Genomic DNA, 16,885 nt, shown 5'->3' on the forward strand with positions numbered 1-16,885 from the left:
CCCCGCTCCGCGCTTTATTGATTCCGCCGCGCGTTGGGCCGGCAACGGTATATTCCGCTCGTCCGACAGGCGGATTTCAGGCTAGTATGCCCAGAGATGAGGAGAGGACTAGAGAGTTTTTGTGCTGAGATGGGTGATTTTGTGCTATCGCCGCTCCGAGCCGGGGGGCCGCGGATGCGGAACGTATCGCTCCCACGCGGACGGCACCCGCTGCACACGATGCCGGCGAGCGCCGGCTACGATCTCGTCGAATCTCCCTCCTACAATTGGGATGGCCGACAGCGTGGCGACACGCCCTTCACGGTCGTTCAGCACACATTAAGTGGGTGTGGGAACCTGATCCATGACGGGCGCCACTATTGTCTCGATCCCGGAACGACGATGCTCGTGACCATTCCCCACAGCCATCGCTATTGGCTGGAGCCGGGTGATCGGTGGGAGTTCTTCTGGATTGTCATGTATGGACAAGAGGCAGTCCGCATCAACCAGTCCATCATATCCGTCGCCGGACCCGTTCTGCACTTGACGGAGAAAGCGGTCACACAATTGGCCCAGTGTTGCCTGGCGCTGATCCAGGGTGACGGTGAGACGGCAGGGCGCGCGTCGGCCGTCGCCTATACAGCGATGATGGTGCTTTATGACGATATCCTCGGAACGCGGCTCGAACCGGCCGATGACCCGGGGCGTTCCGCCATCGCAGCCGCTGCCGCCTTTATCCGCGACCACCTGGACAAAGATTTGAGCGTTCCGGTCCTGGCCCGGATGACTGGCTTGAGCCGAGCGCATTTCACCCGGGTCTTCGCCACTCTTTTCGGAAGCACGCCGGGGGAATATGTACTGGAGCAGCGAATGCTACGGGCCGCGCGGCTGCTCGAGAGCAGCAATCTGTCGATCAAGGCCATCTCGACCACGAGTGGGTTCCACGACGCGAACTATTTCGCCAAGGCGTTCCGTCGGACGTTCGGCGTCAGTCCGACGGAATTCAGGACCACAGGCATGTACGCCACTCGACGCTGAAGCGACGAATGCGGTCCCCGTGGAATTGCTTCAGTTGACACAGAGCCAAGCCTCTGGATTAATCGATTAACCTGGCGCCCCGAAAGCAGGGTGTGAGGCATAAAGCCAGCAATGACTGGAGGGAACAGATGAAGAAGCGCCTTATTACGGGGGCTGTCGCCAGCCTCCTGAGTTGTGTGGCCGCCGGCAGCATCGGAGCCGCAAGTGCCGAAACCCTGACGGTCTACTGGAATGCCGGTCACGGGTACAAGGCATATGCAGATGCCATCAAAGCCTTTGAGGCTGACAATCCCGGTTGGACGGTGCGCTGGGAGAAGTTCCAGTGGCCGGACATGCGTACGAAGCTGATCGCGGATTTCTCGGTCAAGAACCCGCCGGATCTGACTGCCGAGCCGAACGGCTGGGTTCAGGAATTCGCCGTGCAGGGCCTTCTACGTCCGCTCAACGACTATGTCGAAAGAGATGGCAAGCAGATCGGCTTCCCCGACGACTGGCAGGGCTACACGGTCGACCGCAACAAGTTCCAGGGGAAGTATTACGGGATTCAGCTGCACCTGACATGCGCTGCTCTTCTCTATAATCAGGACATGCTGAAGGAAGCGGGCTTCTCGAAGCCGCCGTCTACTTGGCAGGAGTTCCGGGAAGTCGCGAAGGCTACCACTAAGCCCGGTCGATTCGGGTTCGCACCGAATCCGACTTTTTACTATTACTGGTCATGGCTGTTGCAGAACGGCGCGAAATATTATGACTCAGCCACGAACAAAGTAACCCTCGACACGCCCGAAGCCGCAGAGGCGCTGCAGTTCCTCTCCGATCTGATCCAAGTCGACAAAGCCGCGCCGGTGCCGGTCGCGGGTGCCGACTACGAAGGGCCACAAAAGCTTTTCACAGCCAACCGCGCTGCGATGATCATTACGGGTCCGTGGGACGTAGCACCCATCATGCAGGGTAACCCGAAACTAAATTGGTCAGTTGCGCCTGCGTTGAAGAACAAGACACAATCGACGTTCTTCGGCGGAGTCAGCATGATGATTCCCGCGGCTGCGAAACATCCCGATAAGGCGTGGGAGCTTCTGAAGCGGTTCGTATCGATCAATACCGAACTTGCGGCAACGAAGGAAGCCGGCATGACCATGCCGCGCAAGTCCTGGGCTGAGCATCCAGACGTCAAAGCCGACAAGATCATTGCTCCCTTCAGCCAGTGCCTGCCCTACGCTCAGGAGCCTGACGGTGACCTGCGTCAGACCGGCAAGTGGGCTCGTGTGAACGAGCTGCTGCAGAACGCCTTCGATGCAACGGTCTATAAGAAGGTGCCGGCAACGGAATCGCTGAAGCGCTTCACCGAAGAGGCGAACGCCGTCCTCTCGCAGAAGTAAGCTGTGATCGCTCCGGCCGGCGACCCTGTCCGGAGCGACCATCGGCATCTTGCATGGAACGAGTGCCGCTCATCAGCCCTCGACCCGGGAGATGGTCATGGCCAGAAGCATGACTCTGAAAACACGTCAGGCCATCACCGCCTATCTGCTTCTAATTCCGGCAATCTTCTATTTTCTGATCTACTTTTTCTATCCGATCGCATTGGAGTTCTGGGCAAGCCTTTTCCGGGGTCAACCTCTGATCGGGGAAAGCAGCTTTGCTGGCCTTTCCAACTACGTCGAGGCGATAGGCGATCGGCGCGTGCGTCAGTCGCTCGTGGTGACGTTGATCTATGCGTTCGGAGCAACAGGAGCGACAGTTGTCACGGGACTAGGGCTTGCGGCTTTGCTCAACGGCCCCATCAGAGGCAGCACCTTTTTCCGGGCGGTGATCTTCTTTCCCTATATCATCTCCTACGTCATTATCGCCCTGATGTGGAAAAGCATCCTCGACCCTTACACGGGCATCCTGAATGGCGCCCTGGTCGCGCTCGGCCTCCCGCCCCAGAACTGGCTTGGGGATGTCGATACGGCGCTTCCCACCCTAATGGGGATCACAGTATGGAAGGACGCCGGATACGCGATGTTGATCTACCTCGCTGCCTTACAGTCGATCCCCACGACATTCTATGAGGCAGCCTCGATCGACGGCGCGACGCCCATGCAGCAGTTCCGCTACCTGACCCTGCCGCTTCTCATGCCAACAACCCTGTTCGTCGTGGTGATTAGCATGATCACCCATTTACAGGAGTTGGCCCCCGCTTATCTCATCACCAATGGCGGACCGGCCGATGCAACCCAACTCTTCGGCTTCTTCGTCTTCAAGAAAGCCTTTTTCGAGCTCAATATCGGCTATGCTTCGGCCCTGTCGTTCATGATGTTCCTGCTGATCCTCGCCATCACAGCGGTGCAGTTCAAGCTCGGCAGCCGCGAGATCAAGTACTGAGGCCCGCATGTCGCGATTGACTCCCATTCTGTCCTATCTGTTGCTCGGGCTATGCACGCTCTTGTGCGTCGTGCCGTTTGCCTACATGCTGTCTCTATCGCTGCAGAGCGATGCGGAGTTGATGTCCGGCCTGCCGGTTCTCATTCCCGAGAAGCTACAGTTTTCGAACTACGTCGCTATTTGGGAGCGCGCTCCTTTCGGACGGTTCATCCTCAACAGCCTCATCATTGCAGGTGGGATCACGCTGCTGCACCTGATCTTCGATCCGCTTGTCGGCTACGTGTTCGCGAAGCTGGAGTTCCCAGGCAAGAAGATCTTGTTCGGGGCAGTGCTGTCGACCTTGATGATCCCGTTCTTCATCCGACTCATACCCCTTTATATCATCACGGCTGAGTTCGGTTGGCTCAATACATATCCCGGGCTCATCATGCCGTTTGCCATGAGCGCTTATGGCATCTTTCTCATGCGCCAGTTCATTGCGCCAATTCCCAGCGAGCTTCTCGATGCAGCGCGGATCGATGGCTGTTCGGAGATGCGCATCTACTGGCAGATTGTCCTGCCGCAAGTCAGACCAGCTCTGGCGACCCTCGCGCTCCTCACCTTCGTGTTCCAGTGGAACGAGTTTCTGTGGCCTCTCGTCGTCGTCAGCACAACGGAGATGCGGCCGATTACGACTGGTCTGACCCTTTTCACGCAGGAAACCTTCACTCAATGGAACTTGACATCGGCCGGGGGCGTCCTGCTGTTCCTGCCGAGCCTCGCACTCTTCCTCTTCACGCAGCGCTATCTCGTGCGCAGCGTCATGCTCGCTGGGATGAAGTGAACCAAAAAGGATAAAAGCAATGACGCAGCATCCAAATGTAATCGTAGTTTTGACGGACCAGCAGCGGTGGGATACGGTAGGCGCCCATGGAAATCCAATGGGGCTGACGCCGAACTTCGACCGGATGGCGCGGACCGGTCTGTTCGTGAAGAATTCCTTCACATGCCAGCCCGTTTGCGGTCCGGCTCGCTCGGCCCTCCAGACTGGCCGCTACCCAACGCAGACAGGCTGCTACCGAAACAGCATCTCGCTGCCGCGCTCTGAGCGGACGCTGGCCCATTACTTCGGCGATGCGGGATATCGCACAGGATATATCGGGAAGTGGCACCTTGCCGACAACGAGCCCGTGCCGCCCGAGGAGAGGGGAGGCTATCAGGATTGGCTGGCGAGCAACCTCCTCGAGTTTACCTCATACCCTTTCGACACCGTCATGTATGATGCCGAGTGTAGCGAGGTGAAGCTGCCGGGCTACCGCGTCGACGCGCTTACCGATGCTGCGATCCGGTACATCGATCAGCAGAAGAATAATCCATTCTTCCTATTCCTTTCCTATCTTGAGCCGCACCATCAGAACCAGACCGATGATTACCCAGCACCGATCGGCTACGAGGAAAGCATGCGCGAGCGGCTCGTCGTGCCGCAGGACCTGGCAACCCTCGGCGGCTCGACCAGCGAGCACCTGCCCGGGTATCTCGGCATGGTGAAACGGCTCGACGAAGCCTTTGGTCGCCTTGTCGAGGCACTGTACAGTCTTAAGCTTCTTGACGACACGGTCATCCTGTTCACATCCGACCACGGCTGCCACTTTAAGACGCGAAACGACGAGTACAAGCGCTCCTGTCACGAGGCCTCCATCCGGGTTCCGACACTTTTCCATGGTCCAGGATTTGCAAATCGCGGTGCTTTCGATGGTCTCGTGAGCCTCATTGATCTGCCGCCGACGTTATTGGATGCGGCTGGTATCGAGGTACCGGCTGCCATGCAGGGGCACTCAGTTCTCAGAATGGCGCAGGAGGCCTCGACGTCGGACAATGTCTTCATCCAGGTCAGCGAAAGTCATGTCGCGCGCGCCCTGCGGACGCAGCGCTGGAAATACGAGGTTGAGGCGCCAGGGGCGGACGGTTGGAACCAGATGGCGAGCGGCTGCTACGTTGAGTCTCTGCTCTATGATCTTGATGCCGATCCATATGAACTCAGTAATCTTATTGAGTCGCCCGCGTACGCCTCTATTCGCGCAGAACTCCGACGGCTCCTTCTTGAGCGCATCGCTGCGGCAGGCGAAGAGGTTCCCGAGATCGTAGCCCGTGAGGGAGCCGGTCTCGCGGCCGCCTCGTAGGAGCATTTTGAACCAACCCATAGGCCGTGGATCGTGAGCGAACGACGAGCACGAAAGGCGAACTCGCCGAGAGGAATCTCTCCCACCATGGCAGATGTCGCGCGCCATGCGAACGTCTCCACGGCCGCCGTTTCTTACTTCCTCAGTGGTGACAGCCTCGGCCTGAAGCGGGTAGGGGCCGACGCGCGGGAGAGAATCCTCAAGGCCATTGCCGATCTCCAATACGTACAGAACAGTGCGGCGCGGCAGCTGCGCCGCAGGCAGGCGGGGCGCATCTGCCTCATTCTGCCTCGCCTTGGCGTTCCGTATAGCGACCGCATCGCGAGCGATGTGCAGGCAGCCGCTAGAGCACGTGGCTTGTCGACGATCATTGTTGCAGGGGGAGACTATCAGGCGGTGGAGCGGATCTTTCTGGAGATCGAGAGCGGGTTGGCAGATGGCTTGATCGCTGAACTCCAGCATCTTGCCGCCGAGGATGTGGAAGCACTGACGCTGCGGCTTGCCACCCGCAAGCCACTGATCATCTTCCATCCCATCGTGAGACCGAACCGATTTTCCGTGTTCCGGCAAGATGCGACGGCGGCGATCCGCGAAGTGCTTCAGACCCTGTACTGCGACGGGCATCGACGCATTGCCTATATGCAGCACGCCGCACTCGGCGAGAGAACGCGCGTGAACGCCTACTTGGCGTTTCTCGGGGCGGCCGGTCTTCCTTTCGATGAGACGCTCATGGTCGACGGCGCGCAGTCGAGACGGTCGGCGCATGAAGCTGTGCTCAATCTCCTGAAAGTGAGCGAGAGGCCGACCGCTCTTATCGCTGAATCGGATTTTGCGGCGGTCACCGCGCTCAACAGCTTTCAAGCCGCGGGGCTGAAGGTTCCGGCCGATATCGCGGTGGTGGGCTGCGGCAACATCGACGAGGGCTTGTTCTCGTACCCGAGGCTGACTACCATCGGTCCGCAAGAGGCATCGTTTTCACACCTTGCCGATCACTTGGCCGATCTGATCGCGGGCAAGCGCATTTCACGCTCAAAGGTATTCGAGTTGCCCTGGTCCGTCATCAGGCGGGATTCGGCTTGAGCCGATCATGCGCCTGGGGCGTTCTTCGGCAGGGCGGATCCGGTTCGTCATTAAAAATGCGCGGCAGCAAAGCGCCAATACCACGCCCGTGGAAATAGGTCCTCGATTTCGTCTCAGCCGGATGAAACCCAGTCGTATGGAGCGACCGTTGCGCCATCTGCGATCCGACCAGCTGCGTCGCTCCACGCCTCGGGCCCATAGTTGAACGCGAAGAGAACGTCACCACGCCGACGCAGCCGGATATGCTCGGGAAGATCTGACAGGGCGAGCCCCGCTCGCTCGCCGAGCACAAGCTGACAGGTTGACCGCAGGAGATCGGCAGCGGGCCATGCGGCGAGATAGAAGCGGTTCCCGTATTCGACGAGTGATGGCGAGCCGTCGGAAAATCGCGCAACCGGTTCCAATGCGGTTTCCACCCATTCGCGCCACCGCTCGGCCGAGCCTTGCACCTTGCCGCGAACCGCTGCGCTCAAGCCTGGCCTGAGCGAGGCGACCTGAATCACCTTGAGGGGCAGGAGCGCTTGCAGCGGGCCCGGCGGGAGTTCCGGCGGGATCGCGAAGTGGCGGGTCTTCGATCCCGAGCGCGGCCCGAACAGGATCGGGGCTTCCGTTGCCTGGAACGCAGCGAGCGCTGCCTCCGAAATGTGGGGCAGACTCGGAACGACGACAGCGCGGTAGCCTTGGAGCGGTTGGCCGGGCGGAACGATATCGATGTCAAGGCCGAGGCGGCGGAGGCCTTCATACCAGCGGAAGGCGAGTTCCCCATATGAAAAGTCGCGTCCTTGCGGTTGGATGTCCGTGATCCACGCGGCCTCGTAGTCGAAAACGAGTGCAACGGGCGCCTGCTGCGTGTCCGGAAGCGGTCCCCGCGACTCGAGCTCACGCGCGACCTGCGTTGCCTCCTTCCCGCCAGGTGAGAGCGTCCGGTCCGGGCGGTTCAAGCCGGCATGCATCTGCTCTTGGGCAAAAGGGGCTTGCCGCCACCGGAAATAGCTGACGACCTCCGCTCCATGGGCGAAGGCCTCCCATGTCCAAAGGCGCACCATGCCCGGGTGCGGAACGGGATTCCAGGAAGCCCAATTCACGGGCCCGGGTTGCTGCTCCATTACCCAGAACCGTCCGCGGCCAACCCCGCGATAGAGATCGTGATGGAAGGCCGCGATATCCGGATGAGATGTCAGTGCCCAACGCTCGCGCTCGGCTTCCGAAAAAGGGAATTGTTCGACGAAACCCAACGGATACGAGTCCCACGAGGCAAGGTCGAGGTGGTCGAAGGCCCAATGATCGAACTCGCGGAAGAATCCCATGAAGTTATGGGTGATGAACCGGCCCGGTGAATGCTTCCGCAGGATCTCGACCTGCATCCGATCGTAGTCCGCAACCTGCTCCGAGGCGAAACGCCGGAAATCAAGGCGCGCTGCCGGATTAGTCTCGGTGACGGCGAGATTAGGGAGGGCGATCTCGTCGAAACTCCGCACCTCCTGAGACCAGAAAACATTGCCCCAGGCGTCATTCAGTGCGTCGGGCGTCTGATAACGTCGGCGCAGCCAGCTGTGGAATGCGGCAAGATCCTCCGCGCCCCAGGACAAGACGGTGTTATGGCAGCCGTATTCATTGTCGGTCTGCCAGCCGGCCACCGCTTCGTTGCGTCCATAATGGCGGGCGAACGCTTCGACGATGCGTCGGCTCTCTGCCCAGTAGGTCTTCGACGAGAACGAGTAGTGACGACGTGAGCCGAAGCCCCGGACCTGTCCCGAAGCGTCGACTGGGAGGATGTTGGGATTACGGTCGATAAGCCATTTCGGCGGCGTTGCAGTCGGCGTGCCCATCACGATTTTCAAGCCGTGGCTGCCGAGAACCTCTACGGCGCGATCGAGCCAAGCCCAATCGAAGCGACCCTCTTCCGGCTCGATCAGGCTCCAGGAGAACTCGCCGATCCTCACATAGGTGATGCCGAGTTCGGCCATGCGCCGGGCATCCTCCCGCCACAGGTCTTCCGGCCAGTGTTCTGGATAGTAGCAAACGCCAAGCATGTTGAACCTCGGGTGCAAGTGATGATCACACCGCTTCGGCGGTGAGCACCAGCGCCGATTCAGGAAGAAGGTGAGGAGGGACCAGACCGGCGCCCGCATGAAGCGCGCCAGGAAGGACGAGGCCATCTGTCCACATCGGCGCAAGCGCGGAGCCAAACCGCAGACCCTCCAGACGTTGAGGAGCTGGGGCGCTGATGCGATAGCTGCGCCCTGGATCCAGGCCTGGGAACGTGAGCGGTGGCGACAGGCGACGGCGGCGCACGCCCTCCTGTACGATCACATAGACCGCCGCAGCGCCATCCTGCGACACCACACCCACCATGGACCGACCGTCCCGGACAGGCGCTTGCACCACCTGCCCGGCGTGCAGGATGGGGCGCAAGCGCTTGTGCAGGCCAACCCACGAGGCCAATGTCGCCGCCTCCTCCTCCGAGAGGTGAAGCGGATTGAGTTCAATGCCAAAATGGCCGAGGAGTGCAACGGCGGCCCGGAAGTCCAAGCCGTGACTGCGGCCAGTCTGATGGTTAGGCTGGGTCGATACATGCGCGCCCATGAGCTCGGGTGGCATGAGGCGCAAGAATCCACGCTGGATCGAAACGCGTTCCAGGGCATCGGTGCAATCCGATGCCCAGAACCGATGAGTGCGAGCGAGAACGCCAAAATCGATCCGCCCGCCGCCGCTGGCGCAGCTTTCGATCTCCACACCGGGATGTGCGGCCCGCAATCGATCGATGAGGACATAGAACGCCTCCACCTGCCTGTGATAGGCGGGGCGCCCCGCCGCATCGCCAGCGGCGAGCAGGTCACGATTCATGTCCCACTTCAGATAATCGATTCGGTGGTCGGAGAGCAGCCTGTGAAGGCTTTCGAAGAGATTGTCCGCAACCTCCGGCCGCGTAAGATCGAGAACAAGCTGGTGGCGCCCCGTGTCGAGCGGACGCCCCTGCAGCCGGAGCGCCCAATTCGGATGCGCACGAAAGAGGTCGGAATCCGGATTCACCATTTCGGGCTCAACCCACAGACCGAACTCCATGCCGAGACCATGGATATGCTCGATCAAGGAGGTGAGCCCGTCCGGATACTTGCGCCGATCGACAACCCAGTCGCCAAGGCTCGACGTGTCGTCGTCGCGGCGTCCGAACCAGCCGTCATCCAGGACGAAGCGCTCGACGCCGATCCGGGCCGCGGCCGTCGCTTGCGCCCTGAGAGAGTCCACATCGTGATCGAAGTAATTGCCTTCCCACGTGTTGAGCGTGACTGGCCTCGGAGGCATGGCGCCGCCCGACCAGGGAGCGATACGACGGGCAGCGGCATGAAAATGCCGGCTCGCCTTGCCAAGGCCTCGAGACGAAAGAGTGGCGTAGGCCCATGACGTCACGAAACGCTCGTTAGCGCCCAGGATGACTTCGCCCGGATGGAACAGGGGCTCGGCTATCGCGAGCCGCCGACCGTCTTCTAGAACTTCGACCGTGATGCGATGGTTGCCGCTCCAGCCAAGATGGATTCCGTGGACAAGACCGTGATCTTCGCCGAAGGCCTGTGTGCCAATAAAGAGGAGCGGAGGGCGGTCGTGCGAGGTTCGTCCGCGGCGGTTCTCCGTGGCCCATTGCCCCTCCGGTAGCGTAAAGCGTTCAGCCGCAAACTCCCGCGCCCAGACGCCGCCGAACGCCATCACCTCCTCGACCTCCGCCGGTAGAAGAAACACACCTGCGGCGAGCCGTTCAACCGCAAGCGCTTCGCTGGCTTGATTGAGGATCGCGACCCGCGAGGCGAGCACATCGCCCGTTGCGGGAAGCGAGAGTTCCATCTCGAGCCCGATCCGCGCAACGGGATCGTGAGCTTTGATCAGCAACCCATCGCTGCATGCCGTGATCTCCTGGACCACGAAGGATGCGGTCCAGTCCTGCCCCTGCCGATGTGCCGCAAAAGCAGTGGCCCGGAACTGCCCGAGCCCGACGGCTGGGAGAAGCGTCGCACCGGGATAGTCCTTGTCGAGAGCCGCCTGGGCGATCGGCCGTGACATGGCAATGGCAAGAGCGTTGAGATCTGGAATGGCCTGAAGTCGCGGACCCCAATAGGCAATCTCCGGCAAGCCATCCGCATGGCCGAGCAACAGAAGCGTGACGTCCGTTCCGTCGAGCCGATGAACTCGCACTCCGTGTTCGAGGGTCTGAGAGGTCGAAGCATCGGACATCAGGTGATCTCTTCGGTTGGTTTGGTTTCTGTCGGCGGGTCGGGTGAGCCTAGATGAACTTGAGCGGATGCAGCAGTCGCCCGAAATCCGGAGCAACTCAGGTGCTGGCGCGGATCAGAAGCTCATAGCCTACATCGTGAATGGTGGATGATGATTGCTGGCCCGCGAAGCGGGCTAGGAGAACTTTGGCGGCCTCACGTCCTAGGGCATCGATCCTCGCCTTAACCGTTGTCAGAGGCACGGGGAGCAGAGCTGACATCGAGAGGTCGCCAAATCCGGCAATCGCCACGTCGCCGGGGACAGAGACGCCGCGGGAGAGGCATGCCATCATGGCACCATGCGCGAGATTGTCAGTCTGGAAGAAGGCCGCATCGGGAGGCTGCGCTAAATCGAGCAGAGAGAACATGGCGGTCCGTCCCTGCTCGATGGTGGTTGGCGTCGGCACCGCTACCGTCAGCTGGTGGCTGACCTTACGACCTGCGTCCTTCATGGCTGCGCAATAGCCATCGTATCGCTCGAGGGCTTGATCGTTATGCGTGGTTGAGCCGTGAACCACCGCGATGCGGCGATAGCCCCGCTTCAGCAGGTGGGTCGTCATATCGTACGCGGCGGCGAAGTTGTCGTATCCGACCGCCATGTCGATCGGTGCTGTCCTAATGCTGCCGATCTCAACGATCGGTCCATCGAACCGCCGCACACGCTCATGCAGACTGGCCGAGTGGGAGAAGCCGGTGAGTACGAGGGCATCGACTTGCCGGCCCAGGAAGGCTGTCACGATCTCGTATTCCTTGGACTCGGACCAGTTGTAAACCCCGAGCAGCAACTGCTTGCTGTGTTCTTGCAGCTCCTTTGCGAGCTGTTCTGCCAAGTCCGCGAAGAGCGAGCTTCCGCCGACCGTCGGCACAACGAGTCCCACGATGTTGGAACGGCTCGATACCAGCGATCGCGCCATGAGATTTGGAACGTATCCGGTCGACTTTATCGCGTCCATCACGCGCTTACGGGTCGCCGGCAGAACGGCTTCGGGCTGGCGCAGGGCGCGCGATACAGTGATGAGAGAAACGCCCGCCGCATCGGAGACATCCTTCAGGGTAATCGGCTTCCTTGGCTCCTGCCTCGCCTCTGCCGCATCGACGGTCATGTGAACACCCCGCTACCCGCTGCGGCGATGACCTGACGCTCGCGCTGGCTTCTCCTCACGCGGCGGTCCACGTCGTTGGGCGACCATCCGTCAAGGACGAGCGACTTGAGCTTTGCGATCGTACTCGCGTGCTCCGGCCGTTCGGCGAGATTGGTACGCTCGCTGGGATCCGTGTCGAGGCGGAAGAGCTCGTCCCGCTCCCCGTGATAATAAATGTATTTCCAGGGTCCCTGGCGGATCATCCGGATCGGCCGGTCCGCGGCGTGGGCGCAGTACTCCGAAATGACGGCGCGATCCGGGTTGATAGTCCCACCGGTCAAAAACGATTTCAGGCTTGCTCCGTCGGCATCCTGCAGGAAAGGTGCGCTGAGCGGATCGTCGCCAACCCCGGCAAGGTCGGCGAAGGTGGCGGTGAGGTCCAGTAGCGAAACCGGAGTATCACATCGTCCGTGCGAAACGATGCCGGGCCAGCGCATGATGAGAGGGATCCGGGCCGATTCCTCGAAGAAGCAGCACTTCCACCACAGGCCGTGCGCACCTAGCATCTCGCCGTGATCGGAGGCGTAGCACAGGAGCGGATTGAAGCCGTCCCGCGCCGCGCCATCAACCCGATTGAGAACCGTGCCGATCATTTCGTCGAGGTGGGTGACCAACCCGAAGTAGGCGGCACGCGCTCGGGCGACGGTTTCGTCACTGACACCCTCGATGTCGAAATAGCGCCGGAGCCGTTTATGGAATGGATGCTGCGCCGCAAGCTCGTCGCCTGTAACCGCAGGCACATCAATGGCGCTGCCGTCGTAGAGCGAGAAATAGCGCTCGGGAACCTTGAGCGGGAAATGCGGCGCGTTGAACGAAATGCACAGAAAAACTGGTCGCCGATCGAGCCCCGCAGCGGCGACACGGTCGATGCACGCGAGGGCTTCGGTCATGACATCATGGTCCTGCTCAAGATGCGGCGTATGCGCCACGCCTGCCGTCGTCAGCCGGCTGCGAGCTTGGGCGATGGTGGCGTTGGGATCGTCCCAGGTGGGGGACTCGATCGCGGTGCTGCAGACACGGTTGTCATCGACGGGGCGGCGCTCGAAGCCGTGCAGTTGGTCCGGCCCGATGAAGTGCATCTTCCCAACAAGGATTGTCTCATAACCGCAAGCCCGCATGACATGCGCCAAAGTCGGGATATCGCTGCGGAGTGGCGAGCCATTGTCCCAGCATTCGATGCGCGAGGCGTAACGGCCTGTCATGAAGGACATGCGCGACGGGACGCAGAGTGGCGAAGAGCAATAGGCGGCGTCAAAGGTCATCCCATCGGCCGCGAGGCGCTGCAGGTTTGGCGTGTGAATGTGCGTATTGCCGTATACCGACGAGAAATGCGGAGCATGCTCGTCCGACATGATCAGGATGATGTCTGGCCGGCGGTGCGGCTGTGGCGGCGCCTCCGAAGGTGCGCTGATCACCGGTTTCGTCTCGTGCATCATTCCGCTCAATTCAGACTCCCTCCTGGATGCGCAAAATATGTCCCCTGGCACGCTTGACACACGTATATCATAGGTCATCATGACGCCAATAATCAAACCGGTAGCAAACGGGCATTGGGAGGATTTGTTGAATGGGCATCACACGTCGCCGGTTCATGAGCACCGCTGCCGGACTTGCGGCGGCGGGCGTTCTTACCTGGGCCTCTTCGAGGCAGGCTCGAGCGGCCACGGGTCCTCTCTCCGTTTGGAAGTTCGGCGGTACGCCCCGGGAGGTGGAGTTCTGGGCTAAGCAGAACGACCAGTTCACGGCGGACCACAAGGGCGTCGAGCTTCAGTATTCCTACTTCAATGGCCAGGTGCGGCGCCAGAAGATTCAGGCGGCCCTGCAGACCCGCCAGCTCCCCGATGTGATGGTCGGCTTCGGCCAGGACGTGCCTGAACTTGTTAACTTCAAGGCGATCCGGCCCCTCGAAGCGCTGGCCGGGAACAAGCTCGCCGGCTGGCGCGACCGCATGGTTCCTGAAATCCTGAATAGCGGGATCTACGACGGCAAGCTCTATGGACTGCCAGTCTATGTCGACATGGCGCCCTTCCTGGCCTACAACATCGATGCATTAAAAGAGGCGGGATTTGATCGGCCGCCTCGGACGTGGTTTGAGCTTCGCGACTACGCGAAAAAGCTCACAAAGCCGGATCGCCCGGGCTTCGCATTCCCTGCGACGACATCGCCGGGCGACATCAACATCTTCGAGGCAGTCGCATATGCAAATGGTGGCCGTATCTACGATCCGGCGACCAACAAAGTGACGCTCACGGATCGAGGCATAGTGGATGCGCTCCAGCTCTACGTCGATCTCGTCAAAGATGGTTCGACTCCCACTCCCGCGTCCATGGCCGAAACCAATTTCCGCGATACCGCACAGCTCTTTGCGCAGGGCAGGGTGGCCATGTGGGTTGCGTTTTCATGGCTCAATACTCCCTGGGGGACGCCGGACAATCTGAATTGGACGGGTGCTGCGTTCCCTCGACCGGACAAGCCGAGCGGATCGTTCCCGCCGGTCAGTGCCTTGATGGATCCGTCGGCGATCCTGTTCATCTCGGCTAATACGAAGCATCCCGAGGCGGCGCTCGAATACGTCGACTTCTGGTCGCAGGACCAGCAACTTGGACTGTGGGACGGCGATCCGGAATTCTCACGTATTCCGGCCGGCAAGGCAGCGTGGCAATCTCCAGATCTCGCCAAGCGGTGGCCGAACTGGATCGAGGCCTACAAGGCAGGGACGCTGTTTTCGGGCGCCGAGGCGATGCCGCGCTTTGTGGGCGTCACGCAGGTCGAGACCGCGCTTGGTGCTGCGATCCAGGAGGCCATCCTCGGGCGCCGCCCAGCTGCGGATGCCCTCGCCAATGCCCAAGCCATCGCACAGCAGCAGATCAACGGATTGCGCTGAAGGCGAGTGCCCCGGGCCGCGTGAGCGAGGCTCGGTGAACGATCCTTCCAATCGGGACGGAACGTCCCATTCATGAGGCTCGAATGAGAACGGTGCGGAATGCTGGCGATGGGCGAACCCGTGGCTGACAGAACGACCTCGGCGACTGACAATGCGGTGATGGCCAAAGCGTCTCATCGGTTTTTCGACCGCAGTTATCTATCGGCATCGGAGCGCGCCGGATGGAGGCGCCGCAATTCGCTATGCAAGGACGATCGCTGGCTCGCCTATGCGATGGTTCTCCCGGTTGTGCTCGCGGTGCTCGGGTTCGTTATCGGACCTGCTTATGATGTCTTTCGCCTGAGCTTTACGCGTTATGTCATGGGGCAGGAGCTTGGCTTTGGCACCCTCGTCAATTTCTACAATCTGTTTGCCGATCCGATGTTCGTCCACGTTCTCAAGAATACGGCCGTGTGGATCTTCGGCGGCACAATCGGCTGCGTGGCGCTCGGCTTGGCGCTTGCTTGTTTCCTGGCGATGAATGGGCCTGTCACGGCAGCTCTGCGTGCGTTAATCCTGCTGCCCTGGATTCTTCCTGACGTGGTCACGGCGATGGCCTGGAAATGGATGCTGCATGGGCAGGTGGGAATTGTTGGTCAGACACTGAAGGATATGGGCCTTACGGAGCGTCCCATATCCTTTTTGGGAGATCCCAGCCTGGTCATGTGGGTACTGGTCGCGGTGGTCATCTGGCGCAAGGTTCCGCTGGTAACTCTTGTGCTGACGGCCGCGATCCGCAGCGTGCCCAGTGAACTGCTGGAAGCGAGCCGGATCGACGGCGCCAATCGGTGGGAGAGCTTCCGCTACGTGGTAATGCCGCACATCGCCTTTCCGTTCACATCGATCACGGTTATTGCTATGATTTGGATGACCGCCGAATTCACTCTGCCATGGGTGATGACAGGCGGCGGCCCCGCCAATTCGAGCCAGATCATATCGACCTACATTTACCAGCAGAGCTTCGAATTCTTTAACTGGGGTGTCGCGGCAGCCATGTCTGTCGTCAATTTGGTCTGCCTTGCCGCGCTCGTCGCTGTTTACCTCGTCGTGATGCGGCGGTCCTGGGCCGGCAAGGAGCGTTCATGATGAAAACCCATCCCATCGTGTATGGGCTGTTCGGCGTTTGCGCCTTGGTGATTGCGCTCTACATCACTTTCCCTATCCTGTGGCTCATCCTTGCATCCTTCAAGTCTGCGGGCGAGCTGACCCGGCTGCCCATAACTATCCTGCCCGAGCATTTCACGCTCAGCGCTTACAGCGATCTGTTTCGGGCCGGCACTCAATCGAGTCAGCTGCTCGATTGGCGCAAGCTCATTACGAACAGCTTCTTCATTTCGGTGGCGTCGACCATCTTGGTCGTGTTCTTCGGGGCGATCGCCGGCTACGCATTCGCGCGGATCAAGTTCCCAGGCCGGGATTTGATCCTCGGTGGATTGCTCATCAGCCGCATGTTCCAAGGCGCGGCCCTCCTGCTCCCCACCTATCGCTTGATGGTTTATCTCGGGCTGCACGACTCGCCCTGGGCGCTGATCATCATCTATTCAGCATTCGGACTACCGTTCGCCACATGGATCATAACCGCCGGCCTGCGCGAGATTCCAGTGGAACTCGAAGAGGCAGCTGTGATCGACGGAGCAAACCGCTTACAGACTATGATGAAAGTGGTTCTGCCGCTTGCCGTGCCTTCGCTCGTCACCGCAGCCCTGTGGCACTTCGTCGGCTGTTGGGCGGAGTTCGCGTTCGCATCGATCATTCTCGAGTCCCCCGGGAAGAAGACGGTCACGCTGGGCCTCGTGAACTTCGTCGATTACTTCACGCTCGAATTCAACCGCGTCGGAGCGGCGGCCGCCCTGATTGCACTGCCAATCCTTGTAATCTTCTTTTTCGGGCAACGATATTTCACCCGCGGCTTACTGCAAGGCGCCGTCAAGGGTTGAT

13 protein-coding genes are annotated in these 16,885 nt (G+C 60.5%); 9 read left to right on the plus strand and 4 right to left on the minus strand.

Annotation, left to right across the window (positions count from 1 at the left end; genetic code table 11):
• Positions 1-129: 129 nt before the first annotated feature.
• The 6 genes from BB934_RS44060 to BB934_RS44085 all read left to right on the plus strand — a co-directional run bounded on the left by BB934_RS44060 (position 130) and on the right by BB934_RS44085 (position 6,617).
• Complete coding sequence (locus BB934_RS44060) at positions 130-1,017, plus strand: helix-turn-helix domain-containing protein (protein WP_099515860.1); 888 nt, start codon at positions 130-132, stop codon at positions 1,015-1,017.
• A 176-nt stretch (positions 1,018-1,193) separates the two neighbouring features.
• A complete protein-coding gene (locus BB934_RS44065) occupies positions 1,194-2,393 on the plus strand; it encodes an ABC transporter substrate-binding protein (RefSeq protein WP_237050900.1) in 1,200 nt (399 codons plus the stop codon).
• 97 nt (positions 2,394-2,490) lie between these two features.
• Positions 2,491-3,378, plus strand: coding sequence for a carbohydrate ABC transporter permease (locus BB934_RS44070; RefSeq protein ID WP_099515862.1), 888 nt, complete (start codon positions 2,491-2,493; stop codon positions 3,376-3,378).
• A 7-nt stretch (positions 3,379-3,385) separates the two neighbouring features.
• A complete protein-coding gene (locus BB934_RS44075) occupies positions 3,386-4,201 on the plus strand; it encodes a carbohydrate ABC transporter permease (protein ID WP_099515863.1) in 816 nt (271 codons plus the stop codon).
• Between the two features lie 19 nt (positions 4,202-4,220).
• Complete coding sequence (locus BB934_RS44080) at positions 4,221-5,537, plus strand: sulfatase family protein (protein ID WP_099515864.1); 1,317 nt, start codon at positions 4,221-4,223, stop codon at positions 5,535-5,537.
• A gap of 87 nt (positions 5,538-5,624) precedes the next feature.
• Positions 5,625-6,617, plus strand: a complete 993-nt coding sequence (locus BB934_RS44085) for a LacI family DNA-binding transcriptional regulator (RefSeq protein ID WP_099515865.1) — start codon at positions 5,625-5,627, stop codon at positions 6,615-6,617.
• Positions 6,618-6,730: 113 nt separating this feature from the next.
• Here the strand turns inward: BB934_RS44085 and BB934_RS44090 are convergent, their stop codons facing one another.
• From BB934_RS44090 to BB934_RS44105, 4 genes are all read right to left on the minus strand, one after another.
• Complete coding sequence (locus BB934_RS44090) at positions 6,731-8,650, minus strand: beta-galactosidase (RefSeq protein WP_099516137.1); 1,920 nt, start codon at positions 8,648-8,650, stop codon at positions 6,731-6,733.
• Positions 8,651-8,675: 25 nt separating this feature from the next.
• The gene (locus BB934_RS44095) at positions 8,676-10,844 is read right to left on the minus strand and encodes an alpha-galactosidase (RefSeq protein ID WP_099515866.1); all 2,169 of its coding nucleotides are present in this window, start codon (positions 10,842-10,844) and stop codon (positions 8,676-8,678) included.
• A gap of 97 nt (positions 10,845-10,941) precedes the next feature.
• Positions 10,942-11,985, minus strand: a complete 1,044-nt coding sequence (locus tag BB934_RS44100) for a LacI family DNA-binding transcriptional regulator (RefSeq protein ID WP_099515867.1) — start codon at positions 11,983-11,985, stop codon at positions 10,942-10,944.
• Positions 11,982-13,457, minus strand: coding sequence for a sulfatase family protein (locus tag BB934_RS44105; protein ID WP_162299287.1), 1,476 nt, complete (start codon positions 13,455-13,457; stop codon positions 11,982-11,984). Before BB934_RS44105 ends, BB934_RS44100 begins: the two co-directional genes overlap by 4 nt.
• 134 nt (positions 13,458-13,591) lie before the next feature.
• Here BB934_RS44105 and BB934_RS44110 point away from each other — a divergent pair, with 134 nt between their 5' ends.
• The 3 genes from BB934_RS44110 (at position 13,592) to BB934_RS44120 (ending at position 16,884) form a co-directional block, all read left to right on the plus strand.
• Positions 13,592-14,908 (plus strand): ABC transporter substrate-binding protein, encoded by a 1,317-nt coding sequence (locus tag BB934_RS44110; protein ID WP_099515869.1) that lies wholly within the window; start codon positions 13,592-13,594, stop codon positions 14,906-14,908.
• Positions 14,909-15,007: 99 nt separating this feature from the next.
• Positions 15,008-16,033: a carbohydrate ABC transporter permease gene (locus BB934_RS44115; protein ID WP_099515870.1), complete on the plus strand. Its 1,026-nt coding sequence runs from the start codon at positions 15,008-15,010 to the stop codon at positions 16,031-16,033.
• Entirely contained in the window at positions 16,030-16,884 is an 855-nt protein-coding gene (locus tag BB934_RS44120) for a carbohydrate ABC transporter permease (RefSeq protein ID WP_099515871.1), read from the plus strand. The genes BB934_RS44115 and BB934_RS44120 overlap by 4 nt, the downstream gene beginning before the upstream one ends.
• The last annotated feature ends 1 nt before the right edge of the window (position 16,885 follow it).

Origin of the sequence: Microvirga ossetica (assembly GCF_002741015.1) — a bacterium.
GTDB lineage: Bacteria > Pseudomonadota > Alphaproteobacteria > Rhizobiales > Beijerinckiaceae > Microvirga > Microvirga ossetica.